18 protein-coding genes are annotated in these 17,250 nt (G+C 60.0%); 3 read left to right on the plus strand and 15 right to left on the minus strand.

From position 1 onward, the window contains the following. Positions 1-7 precede the first annotated feature (7 nt). From ACZ5J0_RS10795 to nrdH, 5 genes are all read right to left on the minus strand, one after another. Positions 8-640 carry a hypothetical protein gene (locus ACZ5J0_RS10795; protein ID WP_464093100.1) on the minus strand — a complete coding sequence of 211 codons (633 nt, stop codon included), beginning with the start codon at positions 638-640 and terminating at the stop codon, positions 8-10. Positions 641-1,472: 832 nt separating this feature from the next. Then, on the minus strand, positions 1,473-2,447 hold the full coding sequence (nrdF, locus tag ACZ5J0_RS10800) for a class 1b ribonucleoside-diphosphate reductase subunit beta (protein ID WP_166840537.1): 975 nt from the start codon (positions 2,445-2,447) through the stop codon (positions 1,473-1,475). A gap of 116 nt (positions 2,448-2,563) precedes the next feature. Beyond that, on the minus strand, positions 2,564-4,684 hold the full coding sequence (nrdE, locus tag ACZ5J0_RS10805; RefSeq protein WP_214814948.1) for a class 1b ribonucleoside-diphosphate reductase subunit alpha: 2,121 nt from the start codon (positions 4,682-4,684) through the stop codon (positions 2,564-2,566). Between the two features lie 32 nt (positions 4,685-4,716). Next, complete coding sequence (nrdI, locus tag ACZ5J0_RS10810; protein ID WP_142939032.1) at positions 4,717-5,187, minus strand: class Ib ribonucleoside-diphosphate reductase assembly flavoprotein NrdI; 471 nt, start codon at positions 5,185-5,187, stop codon at positions 4,717-4,719. 62 nt (positions 5,188-5,249) lie between these two features. Then, positions 5,250-5,492 (minus strand): glutaredoxin-like protein NrdH, encoded by a 243-nt coding sequence (gene nrdH, locus ACZ5J0_RS10815; protein ID WP_142939031.1) that lies wholly within the window; start codon positions 5,490-5,492, stop codon positions 5,250-5,252. Positions 5,493-5,889: 397 nt separating this feature from the next. Here nrdH and ACZ5J0_RS10820 point away from each other — a divergent pair, with 397 nt between their 5' ends. Further along, entirely contained in the window at positions 5,890-6,855 is a 966-nt protein-coding gene (locus tag ACZ5J0_RS10820; RefSeq protein ID WP_142939030.1) for a LysR family transcriptional regulator, read from the plus strand. Between the two features lie 50 nt (positions 6,856-6,905). Further along, entirely contained in the window at positions 6,906-7,412 is a 507-nt protein-coding gene (locus tag ACZ5J0_RS10825; RefSeq protein WP_142939029.1) for a DUF2004 domain-containing protein, read from the plus strand. Between the two features lie 17 nt (positions 7,413-7,429). On the opposite strand, the gene ACZ5J0_RS10830 is transcribed toward ACZ5J0_RS10825, so the two are convergent. From ACZ5J0_RS10830 to ACZ5J0_RS10855, 6 genes are read right to left on the minus strand one after another with little or no spacing between them, the layout of a single operon-like run. Beyond that, positions 7,430-8,137 carry a hypothetical protein gene (locus ACZ5J0_RS10830; RefSeq protein ID WP_464093101.1) on the minus strand — a complete coding sequence of 236 codons (708 nt, stop codon included), beginning with the start codon at positions 8,135-8,137 and terminating at the stop codon, positions 7,430-7,432. Continuing rightward, on the minus strand, positions 8,134-9,135 hold the full coding sequence (locus tag ACZ5J0_RS10835) for a vWA domain-containing protein (protein WP_464093102.1): 1,002 nt from the start codon (positions 9,133-9,135) through the stop codon (positions 8,134-8,136). Before ACZ5J0_RS10835 ends, ACZ5J0_RS10830 begins: the two co-directional genes overlap by 4 nt. Continuing rightward, entirely contained in the window at positions 9,132-10,103 is a 972-nt protein-coding gene (locus ACZ5J0_RS10840) for a vWA domain-containing protein (RefSeq protein WP_464093103.1), read from the minus strand. Before ACZ5J0_RS10840 ends, ACZ5J0_RS10835 begins: the two co-directional genes overlap by 4 nt. Next, positions 10,094-10,564 carry a hypothetical protein gene (locus ACZ5J0_RS10845; protein ID WP_142939025.1) on the minus strand — a complete coding sequence of 157 codons (471 nt, stop codon included), beginning with the start codon at positions 10,562-10,564 and terminating at the stop codon, positions 10,094-10,096. The genes ACZ5J0_RS10840 and ACZ5J0_RS10845 overlap by 10 nt, the downstream gene beginning before the upstream one ends. Continuing rightward, entirely contained in the window at positions 10,554-11,483 is a 930-nt protein-coding gene (locus tag ACZ5J0_RS10850) for a DUF58 domain-containing protein (RefSeq protein WP_223940414.1), read from the minus strand. The genes ACZ5J0_RS10845 and ACZ5J0_RS10850 overlap by 11 nt, the downstream gene beginning before the upstream one ends. Before the next feature lie 12 nt (positions 11,484-11,495). After that, positions 11,496-12,503 carry an AAA family ATPase gene (locus tag ACZ5J0_RS10855; RefSeq protein WP_142939023.1) on the minus strand — a complete coding sequence of 336 codons (1,008 nt, stop codon included), beginning with the start codon at positions 12,501-12,503 and terminating at the stop codon, positions 11,496-11,498. A 115-nt stretch (positions 12,504-12,618) separates the two neighbouring features. Between ACZ5J0_RS10855 and ACZ5J0_RS10860 the strand changes: the two genes are divergently transcribed. Next, complete coding sequence (locus ACZ5J0_RS10860; RefSeq protein WP_374206998.1) at positions 12,619-12,822, plus strand: hypothetical protein; 204 nt, start codon at positions 12,619-12,621, stop codon at positions 12,820-12,822. Between the two features lie 7 nt (positions 12,823-12,829). Here the strand turns inward: ACZ5J0_RS10860 and ACZ5J0_RS10865 are convergent, their stop codons facing one another. From ACZ5J0_RS10865 to ACZ5J0_RS10880, 4 genes are all read right to left on the minus strand, one after another. Further along, positions 12,830-13,648, minus strand: coding sequence for a carbohydrate ABC transporter permease (locus tag ACZ5J0_RS10865; RefSeq protein WP_223940415.1), 819 nt, complete (start codon positions 13,646-13,648; stop codon positions 12,830-12,832). After that, positions 13,645-14,514: a carbohydrate ABC transporter permease gene (locus tag ACZ5J0_RS10870; RefSeq protein WP_142939020.1), complete on the minus strand. Its 870-nt coding sequence runs from the start codon at positions 14,512-14,514 to the stop codon at positions 13,645-13,647. The genes ACZ5J0_RS10865 and ACZ5J0_RS10870 overlap by 4 nt, the downstream gene beginning before the upstream one ends. Further along, positions 14,511-15,899 carry an extracellular solute-binding protein gene (locus tag ACZ5J0_RS10875; RefSeq protein WP_464093104.1) on the minus strand — a complete coding sequence of 463 codons (1,389 nt, stop codon included), beginning with the start codon at positions 15,897-15,899 and terminating at the stop codon, positions 14,511-14,513. The genes ACZ5J0_RS10870 and ACZ5J0_RS10875 overlap by 4 nt, the downstream gene beginning before the upstream one ends. A 101-nt stretch (positions 15,900-16,000) precedes the next feature. Continuing rightward, on the minus strand, positions 16,001-17,200 hold the full coding sequence (locus tag ACZ5J0_RS10880) for an ROK family transcriptional regulator (RefSeq protein WP_166840522.1): 1,200 nt from the start codon (positions 17,198-17,200) through the stop codon (positions 16,001-16,003). Positions 17,201-17,250 lie beyond the last annotated feature (50 nt).

The following is a 17,250-nucleotide window of genomic DNA, read 5'->3' on the forward strand; positions in this document are numbered from 1 at the left end:
GGACCACTCATTGCCCAGGAAACAGTTCCGAGACGGTGCCGGGTCCAAAAACTACAAGCCAGCTCACCCCTAAGACGAAGATAACCCCGGTTGCAGCCAGCGCGATTATGGGCGCTCGTCTCGTCATGCCCGAAAGGATCCTCATGACGGGTCCACCAATCGGACGCTCCTTTGAAGCAGCACCTGTATGAAGGGCGGTTCGCCTTCTAAGCGCCAGAAGTTGTCTCAGAGTTTTCCGCACCGCGACTTCAAGGACCAGACCCCGGCCTCGGGCAGACGAATAACACATCCATGCGCCAGCGTAAAAGGGGAAAGCTGTCAGCACCATATAGAAAGCCAGAAATTGGAACAAGCCGCCGAGGATCTCTGTGGCCTTTACCCCCCAGCGACCCCCCGCGGCCATATCCAGCGCAGCCACCATAAACGGACTCGTGAAAATCGCCCACAGGAGTATGCCCATGGCCACACTTCCCGTCACTGACCACCACTGCTTGTTGTACCAAAGGACACAGATTTTGCTTAGCCGGTCTACAGCCAGAAATGCCAGGCCGGCGGTGATGACCACAGTTGGAATGAACGCCTTCCCACCCGCCAGCGATGCTGCCACAATGCCACTGGACACCGGATAAATGGCAAACATTATGACAACGTGGCAAGTGGGTCGGCGGGGGGGCGCCGACCCTTCTCCGGGGTAAGGCTCTGAGTACCGATTTCTTCTCGCGAACAAGTTTCCATAGGTAAGCATCTGCCGTGGTGTCAACCAACTTAGAGTGCTCTGCAGCATCACTGGCGAACAGCGATAGAAGCCCGCCGAGGGCCAAAGACCCGAGGCCGCGAACAGCATCGAAACGCGGAGGGTTTGGCCATGAACCGAAATCAAAAGACTGCCCGAAGGACACCATCATCAGGCCTGTAGCAGCAAGGGAAATAACCCGGCACGCCATATCTAGGAATTCAACCGGGCCAGGGTGTTTCCTTTTGTCAGTGATCTTCAAGGATCGTGCCTGAAGCTGGACGGCCACTACTAGAGTGGCCAGCAGTCCGAAGCCCGACAACACCGAAGCTCCAGGGATCCGCCTTAAGATCGGGTTGTAGGACATGTCCACGTTCAGTGACGCCATCCAAACGAAAAGCCAGACCACGATGCTGACGAGCAGATGCGCCAGTGTCCTCTTCAGTAGGCGGCCTCGGTATGCCTCTGCCTCTTCCATAACGCGGACAAGGACTTTGGGACTTAGCTGATCCAGAATAATAACGCCCTTACGAACCGTCACGTATCTAGCTCACGTGCTCGCGATTGATGGTGGTCAACGACGCCACAGAGTCTGAATCCGTCGTCATACAGGAAGTGCTTCATTTCGGGAGAACGTGACGGAGCTCCCAATTGTTGGCGGATCGCGAGCGACAACAAAATAGGGCCCCTCCCGTCGAAGCGGGAGGGGCCCTGAAAGAACCGACAGCAAGGTGAAGATTTAGAACTCCCAGTCCTCGTCTTCCGTGTTGACGGCCTTGCCGATCACGTAGGAGGAGCCTGAGCCGGAGAAGAAGTCGTGGTTCTCGTCGGCGTTCGGGGACAGGGCGGAGAGGATGGCCGGGTTCACGTCGGTGACGGATGCCGGGAACATGGCCTCGTAGCCCAGGTTCATCAGCGCCTTGTTGGCGTTGTAGTGCAGGAACTTCTTGACGTCCTCGGCCAGGCCGACTCCGTCATAGAGGTCATGCGTGTACTGGACTTCGTTTTCATACAGCTCGAAGAGGAGCTCGAAAGTGTAGTCCTTGATTTCCTGCTTGCGGGCCTCGGAAACCTTCTCCAAGCCCTTCTGGAACTTGTAGCCGATGTAGTAGCCGTGCACGGCCTCGTCGCGGATGATGAGGCGGATGAGGTCAGCCGTGTTCGTGAGCTTGGCCCGTGATGACCAGTACATGGGCAGGTAGAAGCCCGAGTAGAACAGGAAGCTCTCCAGCAGAGTGGAGGCGACCTTGCGCTTCAGGGGATCGTCGCCCTGGTAGTAATCCATGACGATCTGAGCCTTCTTCTGCAGGTTCTCGTTTTCGAGGGACCAGCGGAAGGCGTCGTCAATCTCCTTGGTGGAGCACAGGGTGGAGAAGATGGACGAGTAGGACTTGGCGTGCACCGACTCCATGAAGGCGATGTTGGTGTACACGGCTTCTTCGTGCGGGGTGATGGCGTCCGGGATCAGCGAAACAGCGCCAACGGTACCCTGGATGGTGTCCAACAGGGTGAGGCCCGTGAAGACGCGCATGGTGAGCTGCTGCTCTTCCGGGGTCAGCGTGTGCCACGACTGAACGTCGTTGGACAGCGGCACCTTCTCCGGCAGCCAGAAGTTGTTGACGAGGCGGTTCCAGACTTCCACGTCCTTATCGTCCTGGATCTTGTTCCAGTTGATGGCCTCGACGTGTGTCAGCAGCTTGACCTTCTCGGTCATGTCATCCCCTTAAGCGATGGTGTTCTTGAGGTAAGCCTACGACGGCGGGTGGTGACCCGCCGTCGTACTCTTTAGTTTTTGCAGCGGCAGTCGCCGCAGAAATCAACCGATTTCGGTTACAACATGCACGAAACACAGCCCTCAACCTCAGTCCCTTCCAGCGCGAGCTGGCGGAGACGGATGTAGTAGAGGGTCTTGATGCCCTTGCGCCATGCGTAGATCTGCGCCTTGTTGATATCGCGAGTGGTTGCAGTGTCCTTGAAGAACAGCGTCAGGGACAGGCCCTGATCCACGTGCTGCGTGGCAGCGGCGTAGGTGTCGATGATCTTCTCGTAGCCGATTTCGTAGGCATCCTGGTAGTACTCCAGGTTGTCGTTGGTCAGGTACGGAGCCGGGTAGTAGACGCGACCGATCTTGCCTTCCTTGCGGATTTCGATCTTGGCGGCCACCGGGTGGATGGAGGACGTGGAGTTGTTGATGTAGCTGATGGAACCGGTAGGCGGTACAGCCTGGAGGTTCTGGTTGTAGATACCGTGCTCCATGACCGAAGCCTTCAGCTCGCGCCAGTCATCCTGGGTGGGGATATGGTGGCCGGCGAAGAGCTCGTTGACGCGCTCCGTTGCCGGAACCCATTCCTGCTCGGTGTACTTGTCGAAGAACTCACCGGATGCGTACGTGGACTTCTCGAAGCCGCCGAACTTCTGGCCGGTCTCAATGGCGAGACGGTTGGAAGCGCGCAGAGCGTGGAACAGCACCGTGTAGAAGTAAATGTTGGTGAAGTCCAGGCCCTCTTCGGAACCGTAGTGGACGTGCTCGCGGGCCAGGTAGCCGTGGAGGTTCATCTGGCCAAGGCCGATTGCGTGGCTCTGGGCGTTGCCCTGAGCGATGGACGGCACCGAGTTGATGTAGGACATGTCGGACACGGCGCTGAGGGCACGAATGGACGTCTCGATGGAGCGGCCAAAGTCCGGCGAGTCCATGGTCTTGGCGATGTTCATGGAACCGAGGTTGCAGGAGATGTCCTTGCCCACGGTCTCGTAGCTGAGGTCCTCGGCGTAAATGGACGGCGAGGAAACCTGCAGGATCTCTGAGCACAGGTTGCTCATGGTGATCTTGCCGTCGATCGGGTTAGCCCGGTTCACGGTGTCCTCGAACATGATGTACGGGTAGCCGGACTCGAACTGGATCTCCGCGAGGGTCTGGAAGAACTCACGGGCGCTGATCTTGGTCTTCTTGATCCGGGAATCGTCAACCATCTCGTAGTACTTCTCGGTCACCGAAATGTCGGAGAACGGAACACCATAGACCTTCTCCACGTCGTACGGGGAGAAGAGGTACATGTCCTCGTTCTTCTTGGCGAGCTCGAACGTGATGTCCGGAACCACAACACCCAAGGAGAGCGTCTTGATGCGGATCTTCTCGTCAGCGTTCTCACGCTTGGTGTCCAGGAAGCGGTGGATGTCCGGGTGGTGGGCGTGCAGGTACACGGCACCTGCACCCTGGCGGGCACCAAGCTGGTTGGCGTAGGAGAAGCTGTCTTCGAGGAGCTTCATCACGGGGATGACGCCGGAGGACTGGTTCTCGATCTGCTTGATCGGGGCGCCGTGCTCACGAATGTTGGTGAGCGAGAGAGCTACACCGCCGCCACGCTTGGAGAGCTGAAGCGCGGAGTTGATGGCCCGGGCGATCGACTCCATGTTGTCTTCGATGCGGAGCAGGAAGCAGGAGACGAGCTCGCCGCGCTGTGCCTTGCCTGCATTGAGGAACGTGGGGGTAGCCGGCTGGAAGCGGCCGTCGATGATTTCATCAACAAGACGGTTGGCCAGGTCTTCGTCGCCGCGGGCCAGGTGCAGGGCGACCATGCAGACGCGGTCTTCGTAGCGCTCCAGGAAACGCTTGCCGTCAAAAGTCTTCAGCGTGTAGGACGTGTAGAACTTGAAAGCGCCAAGGAAGGTCTCAAAGCGGAACTTCTTCTTGTACGCGCGGTTGAAGAGATCGCGGATGAAGTTCATCGTGTACTGGTCGAGGGTTTCGCGCTCGTAGTACTGGTTCTTCACCAGGTAGTCGAGCTTCTCTTCCAGGTCGTGGAAGAACACCGTGTTGTTGTTCACGTGCTGCAGGAAGTACTGGTGCGCAGCTTCACGGTCAGCTTCAAACTGGATCTCGCCGTTGGGGCCATACAGGTTCAGCATGGCGTTGAGCTCGTGATAACCCAAGCCCTTGAAGGCCTCAGGCAGCGGCTTCTTGACCGTGTCCACAGCGCCCCCGGTTACTTCTGTTTCTGCGACAGTTGTGTCCAAAACTTTTCCAGCCCTTCGTTGACCCGCTGAACGTCTTCCGGCGTTCCCATGAGTTCAAATTTGTAAAGATGCGGCACCCTGCACTTAACGGAGATGATGTCCCCTGCTGCGCAGTAGTTGTCCGCGAAATTGGTGTTCCCTGCTCCAATAACACCGCGGATCAGTTCCCTGTTCCTGGGATCGTTGAGAAATCTGATGACCTGCTTTGGCACGGAACCTTCGCCGTTTGTCCCGCCATAAGTAGGCAGCACGAGGACGAAGGGTTCCAGAGCTTGAAGCGGAGCGTCCTGGGCATAAAGCGGGATGCGTGCTGCATCCATACCCAGTTTCTGGACGAATCGTTTGGTGTTCTCGGAGGTCGAGGAAAAGTAGATGAGGTGACTCCTCGTGGTCACAGCTTCCGCAGCATCGCGTACGGGTGCCGCTGCCAGCGGTGCCATGGGAGTCACCTCTACTACATAGGAATTCTTAGTGTGATGTGGTGGCGAAGTTTGAATAAAACTTAGGCCACGGAGGAAACGGCCTGGGCCAGTTCCTCGATCTTGTCCGGGCGGAAACCAGACCAGTGGTCCTGCTCGGTGACGACAACCGGCGCCTGCAGGTAACCCAGTGCCTTGAGGCGCTCGAGGGCCTCGGCGTCCTGGGAGATGTCCACACTCTGGTAGGCAATGCCCTTCTTGTCGAGTGCTCGGTAGGTTGCGTTGCACTGAACACAGGCCGGCTTCGTGTAAACCGTTACGGTCATGATCCCTGTCCCCTAAGTTGAAGTCTGATTCTCTTCGTATCTGGCGGGCTCAACCGGAACTTTAGTACTGAATCCGATACCGGCCCGCGGGCTGCCGTGACAGCCAACACGCTCTGATTTTGTCTTGTGCTGGTTTCCCGCTCAATCCGTAAATCGATACTACATGTAGTGCAAGCGCCGAACTGGAACCCCAAGATGATGTATTACAAGTATGTCATTCAATCCACCGCTCGTCCACAGGCAAGGGCCCTCAAAATGTCCGTGATTCCGCGAAATTGAGAGATGTCATCCACACCCTGTGGACTACTTAGCCACATTTAATCTTCAGCGTGTCGCCCGGATACGGCGTGTCGTGACAGTTTGAAAATGTGGCGTGGCGAACAGCTAAAATCGCCTGATGGTCAACCTTCTCCATCTCCGCACGTTGATGGAGGTCACCCGGCTGGGTTCCTTCGCCGCAGCGGCCGCCCAACTCGGCTACACAGCGTCGGCAGTGTCCCAACAGATGGCCGCGCTGGAACGCGATACCGGCGTCGAACTCTTCCAACGCTCTGCCCGCAGCGTCATTCCCACCGAGGCCGCGGTGACCATGACCCGGCACGCGTCCAAGGTGCTGACCGACGTCGAAGCCCTCATGGCCGCGGCTTCAAGGACCAACGACTCCCCCGCCCAGGAGCTGAGACTGGGTATTTTCCCCAGCCTCGCCACTTACGTACTGCCGGAGATCCTCCGGAACGATCGGTGGAAGAGACTGGGCATTGAGCTCCGCGTCTCAGTGGCCGAACCGGCCCAGACCATCCAAGGACTTCGCACCGGCGGTGAACTGGATGTGGCATTGGTTTATCAAGTGGGGCAATCCGGTCTGGCCTGGCCGCACTCCCTGGAACGTCAGTGGATTGGCGACGACGACTTCCGAGTGGTGCTGCCTGCATCATGGAAAATCCGGGAAGACGCCGAGATCGAAGCGGCTCACCTCTCGGACATGCCATGGATCGTCCACCACCCCGGCACCAGCGATGCCCTGGTCATCGAACGCCTCTTCGCCAGCTGCAACCTGCACCCCCGCGTGGTGGCTTACAGCGATGACTTCCATGCCAGCCTGGAGATGACCGCAGCCGGCCTGGGGGCATCGCTGGTACCGGAACTGGCGCTGCGCAACCGGCCACCCGGCGTCGTAGTTCTTGATGTTCCGGACATCCGCCTGGCCCGGAACGTCTTCGCTCTTCTCATCAATGAAAAGAGGACAGCCCAAGTGCAGTTGTTCACACAGCTGCTCGCTGACACCCTGAGGGACACCTCGGGAAAGAGTGGCCTCCACCCCCTGAAATCCGCTCCTGTCAAGGGCCGGAACCCCAAAGGGTGAATTGGAGCGAAGTGCTGGAACCCGCCGGTTGATGGGGTTAGATTGATCACATGGGCAAGGTAGCGAGCAAACATTTTGGGGAGATCGAGCTCAACCACGGTCGTGAACATTGCTTCGTTGCGAGACACGAACTTGGCGGCAACCAGCTTGAGTTGGACCTCAACGTCACTGCGCACGATCACTTCGATGAGGCGGCCATGCGCAAGGTGGACTACAGGTTGCGCTTCCTGCCCGAACTCGTGGACCAAGTCAGGGAAATGATCGCCGACGAACTGGACCAGGACGGCACCAACCCCCAACAGTTCCTCCATTTTCACTGTTCGCAGCTCAAGGAAGAGCAACTCCAATCCGTCTTCGGCGTCAAAGACAAAGGCCAGCTCACCAACGACGTCTTCCTGAAAGCCCTCAAGCTTGGCCACGTGGCCATCTATCCCGGCCAGCCGGAACGCTACTTCGTACTGGATTTCACCCTCGGCTCACACTTCACCGACGAACTGTTGGTGGCTGCAGCTGACGAGGACGGCGTGGTGGACGACGAAATTCTCTGGGAGTCGTAACTACGTCGTGTAACAACTCACCACGGACGGTCCACCCCCGGGGCTTTGTCCGGCCCCCGCAGGTACTCGCCCCGTTCCTGACCCTCCGAACGTTCAAGCTGTGCTTGCCGCCCGCTTTCTTCAAGCTGCCGGAGTTGCTCCTGGTTCGGGGGCGGCTGCGTGGCCTGCCCGGACGTGGATGGATCGTTGCGCGGCGACTCACCCGCTGAGATCTTTCCGTTGAGACGATCCCGGGCCGCATCCAGGTTCTCACCCTCACCTGCGGAGTTAGCCGGACCCACAGCATGGCATTGCGGCGGTGCGCTTTCTACCCCGGCCTTGGCCTCCCTGAACAAGCGTGCCGCTGCTTCCGGATCCCCGGCCGTATCTCCCAGCTTCTCGATACTCAACACAAGGTTGACGCGCACCCTGCATTCGTCCACGCCGGGGCCGGCCTCCAACGCCGATTCAAAGTCCTCCCGCGCGGCGGCAAAGTCACCCGCAAGAACATGGGCATCACCGGAGGCGAAAAGTCCCTTATGTGGCTCCACTAGATTTGCTACCTGCAACCACGATGCCGCACCGGCCACCCCCTCCTGCTGCCCGGCGTCGAAGGACTGCCCGGCAGTGGCGCCAAGGACACCAACGCTCAGGAGCTTCGCCGCAACCGCGAGCGCCAGTAGCGCTGGTGGTGCTGAGTAGAGCGCCAGCCGACGTCGCCGTCGTCGTGCGTTGTCGTCGTTCATGGGGTGGGCTCCTTCCGCACGGCGGGCCGAAGCGATTGGAGGGCGGTGAGATGCCGCAACGGTTCGTGGATTGCCAGCAGGAAAGCGGCCAGGGCCAGCAGCCAGTAAAGTTCCACGCGGCCCGGACCGTCGGGGGTCATTGCGGTCATGGTGCCGGGGCGGGCCTGGCTCAGCATGTCCGAGGTTGGCTCGGTGCCTGTCCTATGGGCGTAGGGAACGTGGAGCTGGTCTGCGATGGCGCGCAGCTGTCCTTCGTCGATTCGTGAGACGGCGTCCTGCGGGGTGTCGGAGGTTTTGTCCTGCACGTACGCGGTATCGGGGGTGGAGGTTTCCTTCATTCTCCCGCCCTGCCCGGTACCGTACCCGAGTACTGCTCCCCCGGCCACATTGCCGGCGTTCATGGGAGCCGGCGCTTCCGCGCTGGTGTTCTCACCGTCGCCGGCGTAGAAGACCAGTGCAGGGCGCCCTGGGTGTTGCTCACTTGCCGCTTCGAGTCTGTCTTTCAGGAGTTGGGCCGCGCCGGTGACGCTGCTTCCTTTGGCGTACCTGCTGTTTTGTGGTTGCAGGGTTGCCATGGCGGTTTGCAGGGCTGTTGCATCCTGTGTGAGGGGCATGCGGACGTTGGCTTTGTTGTCGAAGGTGATGAGCGAAAACTTGGCTCCGGCCAGTTCCTTGGCAATGGCCATGACGTCCTGCTGGACTCCTGAAAGCCGGGTGTTGGTTCCGTTGTAGTCTTCTGCGGCCATGCTGGTGCTGGTGTCCACGACGAAGAACACGTCCATGTCTGCGGTGCCGGTTTGGGCTTGGCCTCCAGCCCAACCGGGACGTAGAGCGGCAAGAAGCAGAAGGACGACGGCGGCACCGCGCAGGGCTGCAGGCTTAGAGGTCCGCCGCGGCCGGGTTGACTCACGACGCACGTAGGTCCAAGTCGTGAAACCGAGCAAGGCTGCGAAGGCCAGGGCCAGCAGGGGCCACGGAACGATGGGGGCGAAGGTCATGGTTCCAGCCGCCAACCGAGCAGCAGCATCCCCGCACCGGCAATCAGTGCAACGCCCAATGGCCAGTCAGGGGCGTCTGCAATCACTACCCGCGGCGCTGCAAGGTAGCTTGTAGCTTCCGTTTCCTGCACTTTCTGGACGATGCCCTGAACGGCGTCGGGGCTATCCAAGGTGAAATAGGTGCCGCCGGTTCGTTGGGCTGCTGCTTTGAGCTGGGCCCCTGGCTGATCGAGTTGCCCGCCATAGTCCATGTCGCCCGGATTGAGCGCGTGCACTTTCACCTTTTTCTCGGCGGCCAGGGCCGAGGCTTCGTCCAGGGTGAAGATCGGTTCTCCGGAAAGGAAGTTGTCCGTGGCCAGGACCACGGATCGCGAGCGCTCCCCTGCGTCAGTGCCGGGGAAGCTCTGCACGCAGCTTGCCAGCCCGTCGCCTATGAGCGAGGAGCCTTCCCCGTTCCACGTACCGTCAAAGAAGGACCCGGCTCCGCTGTCCAAGGCTTCCTTGGCGTTGGTGAGTTGTTCGGCGGCGAACTGGTAGTCGTCGGTGAGCGGGAAAAGCTGCACGCTGCTGCTGTCGAAGATGACCATGCCTATTCTTTCGCCATCGAATTCCTTGGCCAAGTCTTCGAAAACGGCTGCGATGGCGGCATCCGTGCTGGTCATTGACCCGGACACGTCAAGGCACAGCACAATGTCCCTGTTCCTGATTTCCGGTTGCTCTGTTGTGCGGTGCACCGGTCTTGCCGCGGCTGTGGCGGTGGCGGCGAGGAATACGGCGCCCAACACCACGGCGAGCGCCAGGCGTGTACGGTGCCGGCGTATCGCCTGCTGGTATTCGGGGAGGTCAGTGAGCCGCTCACCGTGGGCGATGGGCCTGGTCTGTGGGGCACGACGACGGCGGGACAGCCACGCGGTGACTGTCACCGCTGCTGCGGCCAGGGGAAGTATCCACCAGTAGCTCAGTTCCATGCGAGCACCACCTGACGTGCTGCTTCTGCGGATTGGCTCACGGAGTGGATCGGCAGGGGCGCGAATTCGTTGGGATAGATGCCGGCTATTCCTGCCGCCAGCTCCTTGAATTCGTGGCGCTGGAGGTCTTGGAGGGTCATGGAGGTCATAGGCAGGCCCGTGGCCGCTCCGGCGAACTCCCGCACGAGGAAGCTGAGCCTCTGGTGCGCGTCGCGCTCCGTCAGGCGACCGGCGTCGGCGTCCGCTGAGGTGGCCTCGATTGCAGACAGGCAGGCGGCTCGTAACGTGTCCAGGTCAGGAACTTGGCGGACCGGCGCGTCTTGGCGGACGGGAGCCTTCTTACGGTCCGAGAAGAGAACCCAGGCGTACCAGGCTCCGATGAGGATCACGAGCATAAGCCCGAGCCATAACCATTGCGGTTGGTATTGCAGGGGCGAATAGAAGCCCGCTTCATCCTGCACGGCTACCGCCCTTGGTAGGGGTCCTTGCCGTGAAGGCGCGGGAACGGTGCTTTTCGAGGAGAGCGAAGACTGAACCTAGGACGTCCTCGCTGCCCGTGGTTTGTTCCTCGGCGATTCCCAGCCGGTAGAACACATCCTGACGCCGCCGCTCGCGTTCCAGCGTTGCCGCAGCGTAGGCGGCACGTACCGTGGGATCCACGGCCAAGGACAGGGGAATTCCTTGCCCGGTGCCCACATCCGTGCTTTCCTGCATCCGGTTCCCGGGTTCGGCGGCGAGCTCGGCATCGCAGACTGTCAGCCATAGCACCTCGTGCCGGCCGCGCAGCCTCCGCATCAAGGTCTCCGTGCGGGCGTCCGGAAGGAACTCGTCCGCCACGGCGACGATGAGCAAACGCCCCTTCAGGTACCGCAACACATAGTCCAGCTGCTCGGCGATCCCACTGGCCTGTCCGTCCAGGGAAGCGCTCGCATCCACTTCGCGGAGCAGCCGTTCCAAATGCTCCTCACCACTGCGGGGCGGGATGTACGTGGACCTTGTGGCGTTCCCGTGCAGGAGACCTACGTCGTCACCGTGCCGGGAAGCCAGGTAACCCAGCACTCCGGCCGCATGCACGGCGATGTCCTTCTTGGTTTCCCCGGACAATGCCTGTGCGGCCATGTTCCTCCCGGTGTCCACCAGGAGAAGGACTGTGTGCCGGCGGACTGCAACGTAGCGCTTCACAAGGGGGGATCCGTGCCGTGCCGTGGCCTTCCAATCGATGTCGCGGACCTCGTCACCAGGGACATATGCGCGGAGTTCATCGAAGTCCAGGCTGCGGCCTTTGAAGACCGAACCGTACTCGCCGTCCAGAAGGGTCAGTGTCCTACGGTGGGCGAAGATGAACATCTTCGATTTAACGCGTCGGAGGAGGCTGGGCACGTCCGGGCCCCGCTACGGCGTCTGCACGGACGCCACCACGGCATCGATCACGGTCTCCACGGAGATTTCCTCCACCACGGCATCGAATCCGAGGATGATGCGGTGACGCAGGATCCGATGCGCAAGGTTCTTGACGTCCTCGGGAATGACGTGGTCACGCCCCTTGAGCAGCGCCATGGCGCGGGCTGCCTGGCTGAAGGCTATGCTCGCCCGCGGGCTGGCCCCGAATTCCACCACGTTAGCCAGCCGGGGCTCCAAGTACTGGGAAGCGTTACGGGTGACATAGGCGAGTCCGACGATGTACCGGACGATTGCGGGATCTATATATACCCGGCGCACGAGTTCCTGGACTTGGACCACGGCGTCAAGGGAAGCAGCGGCCGGAGGCTTCTGCTCTGCACTGAAAACGCCGGAGTCAATCCGGCGGATGACTTCCGCTTCCTCCGCAGGGCTCGGATAGTCAAGAACGTCCTTGAGCATGAACCTGTCCATCTGTGCTTCGGGAAGACGATACGTCCCCTCCTGCTCAATGGGGTTCTGCGTCGCGAGCACCAGGAAGGGCTGCGGCAAAGGATAGGTTTCACCCCCAATGGAGGTCTGACGCTCCTGCATGGCCTCCAGCATGGCGCTTTGCGTCTTGGCGCTGGACCTATTGATCTCGTCCAACAGAACTATGTTTGCGTGAACCGGCCCCAGCTGCGTGACAAATGTCCCCTTGGCGGCGTCGAATATCTGCGTGCCTGCGATGTCGCTGGGCAGCAGGTCCGGCGTGCACTGTATCCGGCGGAACTCCGCACTGACCGATTCTGCTATGGCTTGGGCCGCTGTGGTCTTAGCCAGACCGGGAACACTTTCCAACAGCACATGGCCGCCGGTCAATAAGCCGATAACCAATGTCTCACGCAGCCTGGCCTGGCCTACCACTTTGTTTTCGAAGCTGCGGACGATGCTACCCACGAGTTGCTGGGCACGGGCCATATCCGGTGCGTCGATTCCGGCCATGGCTGTGATCTGTTGCACTCGTGGTCCCCTCGCTGGCGTTGATGTGAAACGGCCACTCTATCCAAGCCTTCCTGAAGCAGCGTGGCAATGGGGACCCCTCCCCATGTGGACTTTGGAGGTCTATCCTTTTGCCATGCATCAGCTACCAGCCGCCTATCAGAACTACCTCGCTTCCCAGGACCAGCATGTCATCGACGCCGTACGGCCGGTCCTGCTCCAATCCGCAGCAGACCAGCGGCACGGCGTACGAATCACTTTCAACAGGGGCCCTACCGGACATCAAGCCCACCTGGACGAGTCCATACCGTATGGCGAGATCATCGAGGACATCGACTGACAGAAAGCTAACCCTTCATAGCACCGGACAGGGCAAACGAATTTCCCATGCCACGGGATACCAGCGCGTAGAGCACCAGCACGGGGACCGAATACAGGATGGAGAACGCGGCCAGTTGGCCGTACGCAATTGCACCGTGCTGGCCAAAGAAGCTGAAGATTGAGACAGCGGCTGGTTGCTTAGCGCTGGATAACAACAGGATGAACGGGACGAAGAAGTTCCCCCACGCCTGAATGAAAACGAAGATGAACACCACTCCGAGTCCTTGCCGCATCAGCGGCAACACGATGCTCCGCAGTGCCGCCAGCGTCGATGCACCGTCCACCCATGCCGCTTCCTCCAACTCACGAGGGACCGAATCCATGAAATTCTTGGTCATCCATATCGCCATGGGCAAAGTTGTGGTGGCCATGAAAAAGATGGTCGCCGCCATTGAATCCAGAAACTGCAGCTGAACAAACAGGCCATAGACCGGCACCATGATGGCCGTCACGGGGAGCGATGTCCCAAAGAGAATCGTGTACAGGAAGGGCTTGTTGAACCTGGACTGATACCTGGACAAAGGGTAGGCGGCAAGCACAGCTGCAAGCACATTCACCACAGCAGTGCCCGCCGATAACAGGAAACTGTTTGCCAAGGGCTGGAACAACAACTCAGGAGTCATCACCGCTCGAAAATTCTCAGTGGACGGCGCCACAGGAACTTTGGTCTGGTAGCCGGCCTGAGGATCAACGGAAGCCAACAGCAACCACAGCAGGGGCGCAACAAAGCACACCCCGATCACCGCAAGGGCGACGTCCGCGCCCAGCTTCGCCTTGGTAGTCATGTCTTTTGCTCCCGTAGCAGCCTCACGTACACCGCGCCGAAAACCATTCCCAGCAGAATCAGTACAGACGCCACAGCTGTGCCGTAGCCGATGTCACCGAACTTGAAGGCCTCCTGGTAGGCCAACACGGGCAACGTGGTACTGGCATTGGCCGGACCACCTGCAGTCATCACCCAGATGAGGGTGAACACTGCCAACGTCTGAAGGGTGATCAGCATCAAGTTAGTGGCAATGCTGCTCCGGATCAGCGGAAGCGTGATGAACGCGAGGCGTTGCCAGCCGCGCGCTCCATCCATGAGCGCAGCCTCCGCCACATCCCGGGGAACATCAGCCAACGCCGCACGGTAAACCAGCATGGAAAACGCAGTTCCACGCCACGTGTTCGCCAGCACGATTGCCACCAAGGGAAAGGAATACAACCAATCCGGCCCCTCACCTCCCAAGGCGCCCACTACCTGGTTGAGCGTCCCGTCCCGGTTGAAGTAGGCGTAAGCGGCAAAAGCCGCCACGATCTCCGGAAGCACCCAGGCCGCCACCACTGCAGTACCCACCCACGCTGCCACTGCCTTGCGCGAACGGGTCATCAGCAGGGCAATGAGTAAACCCAGCACATTCTGGCCCAGCACTGCGGAAGCCACGACGAACACCACCGTGAGCCAGGCGGAGAAAGGAAAGTCATCATCGCTGAACATCCGGACGTAATTGTCTGCTCCCACCCACTGCGGATCCCTGGCAGCCTTACCCGACAACGCGGCGTCCGTGAATGACGCATAAAAAGACCACGCCACAGGAGCGAGCAGGAACACCAGGAGCAGAAGAACGGCAGGAAATACCGGCAGCAGCCGCAGGAAGCGGCGAATTCTCATTTCTCCAGAACCTTGTCCTCACCTACCAGTTTCCGAACGGTGGCATCGTATTCAGCTGCTGCTTCCTCAGGACTCTGCTTACCGGTGATCACAGATTCCGTAGCTACCTGGACGGCTGTGGAAATTCTGGGGTAATCGGCCGTCGCGGGCCGGTAGTGCGTCACCTTCACCAGCTCTGAAACGTCCTTCACGAACGGGTTGGCCGCCAAGTATCCCGGATCCGATGCCACATCCGTACGCACGGCGATCTGGGAATTATTGACGTCGAAGGCAAGCGCATTCTTTTTGTTCAGCGCCGTGGTGAGGAAGCTGAAGGCGAGCTCAGGGTTCTTGCTCTTCGCCCCCACAGCCAGTGTCCAACCGCCGGACATGCTCACACCTCCGGGATCCTGCCCCTTCTGCGTGGGGAACATCGCGACACCCATTTCCTGCTCGTACCCGGCCCACTCATAGGCGCCGCCCTTCTGCCAGAACGACGGCGAATAGGAACCCTCCACGGTTGCGCCCAGTTTGCCTTGCGGGAACCACTCGCCAAAAACCTTCTTCCAGACGTTGGCGTCCAGGGCTTCGGCAGGACTCACGGCCAGTTTCTCGTCATAGAGGGTTTTGAGGAAAGCCAAGGAATCCCTGAACCCTTGGGAACCCACCACCCATTTCTTCTGGTCCCCGTCATACAAACTGCTGTCAGTGCCATACAGCAGCTCGTAGAAGCTCTGCATGACCGTGCCCTCGCCGGTCCCCTTACCGGCGTACATGGTGAAAGGGATGACCTGGGGATCAGAAGCCTTGATGGCGCGGGCGGCCGTGAGGATCTCGTCCCAGGTCTTTGGTTGCCACGGCACCGGAATTCCAGCCTTCTGAAGGACGGACTTGTTGTACCAGATTGCCCGGGTATCGGTGCCCAGCGGGACCGCGTAAATACCGCCGTCGTCCGCACGTCCGGCCAGCTTGGCTGCGTCGTTGAACGACTTCCAGTCATCCCACTTCTCAAGGTAACTGTCCAGCTTGAGCAGGTACCCGGCGTCGACGTCGGAACGCACCTTGAAGGTGTCCTCATAGAAAACGTCAGGTGCCGTATCAGCTGACCGCTGGGCCAAGGCTAATTTGGTCCCGTAGTCGTCGTCGTTGGCCTGGATGGGTTGGAGGTCCACTGTCACACCGCTGTTGGACGCTTCGAATTCCTTTTTTGCGTCCTGCATGACCATATCCAGGGCCGTGAACGAGTCACTCTTCTGATAAACGATCTTCAGGGTCTTGCTCACCGTGGCCTCAGGCGTAGGCGAACAGGACGTCGCTGCCGCAAATACGGCAGCGACGGAAACAAGCGCTGCGGCAAACTTCACTGGCGCATACTTCAGTGGCGCTTTGATCACAGGACGGCGCATGGTGCTCCATTCAGTCGAACCTGGCTACAGCCCCCATACTTCACCGTGACACACCTGCGACGTGGCCGAGCCTTATGGTTATTCAGTTGTCCTACTACTAACTAGCCCTCCAGCAGGAGCCTTTGCGCCCGTGGTGCCAGCATGTGCTCCAAAACCAGGCAGGCGGCACCGATGGCTCCAACGTCCTCGCCCACGCCAGACCCCACAACTTCGAGATCGTGGATCATGCGGGCCGCGTTGTTTTTGTCCAACAGTTCCGGAACACGTTCCATGAAGTAAGGCGACATCCGCCCCCAGAACGGGCCACCGAAAACGACGCGCTCCACGTCCAGGGTGTTGGTCACTATGGACACGGCACGCGCAACGAGGGTTGCGGACTTGTCCAAGATGGCGATTGCCCTGCCGTCACCGGCGTCGGCAGCGTCGCACAACTGGGCATACCGTTCCTGGACTTCGGGGCCGTCCGCACCAGCCCGATGCCCTTCCAGCACACCAGCGGCTTCGGCTTCGGCCACCAGCACCTGCGGGATGCAGGAAGACTTTACGCAGCCACGCAGTCCGCAATCACACAGCGGACCCTGCGGGTCCACCACGATGTGGCCGATTTCGCCGGCATTGCCCGAGGTCCCGCGCACCACTTCATCATTGAGGACAATGCCGCAGCCGATGCCTGTTCCCATGTACATGAACACGAAGCTGCCTGCACCGCTGGCGCCGCCTGCCCAGGTTTCCGCAACGGCAGCACTGGTCACGTCCTTGTCCACCAAGGTTTCCATGCCGGTGGCCTCGGCTAAGGCCTCCCGGATGCGCACACGGTTCCACCGTGTCAGGAGCGGAGGCTCCACCACCGAACCTTCGTCAAGGTCGATGGGTCCGGGGACAGCAACGCCCAGCCCGGCAATCTTGGACGCATCGACCCCTGATTCCTCAATGAGGATATTGATCTGCCCGGCGATGCTGGTGATCACCCCGGCCGGATCACCACCGGGAGTTGCCATCCGGGAATGCTTGACGACCTCACCCAGCAGGTCCAGAACTACGAAGGTGATGACTGCCGGATCCAGATGAACGCCCACAGCGTACATTCCGGCCGGGTTCAGGCGCAGGATGGTCCTGGGCTTACCCGGACCAGAGCCCTCCTTGCCGGCCTCCACGATCAACTGCTGATCCAGCAGACGCCTGGAAATGTTGGAAATGGTCTGCGGGGAAAGTCCCACGATCTGAGCCAACTCCACACGGCTGAGCCCACCTGATGAGCGGCGGATCGCCTCCAGAATGACAGTTAGATTAAAGTCCCCCATGCGGGGAAGGTTGGTTCCGCGCCTCGGTGTCGGCTGCCGGATCTCAGTCA

The sequence above is a fragment of the Arthrobacter sp. DualSoilB13 genome, from assembly GCF_055389195.1.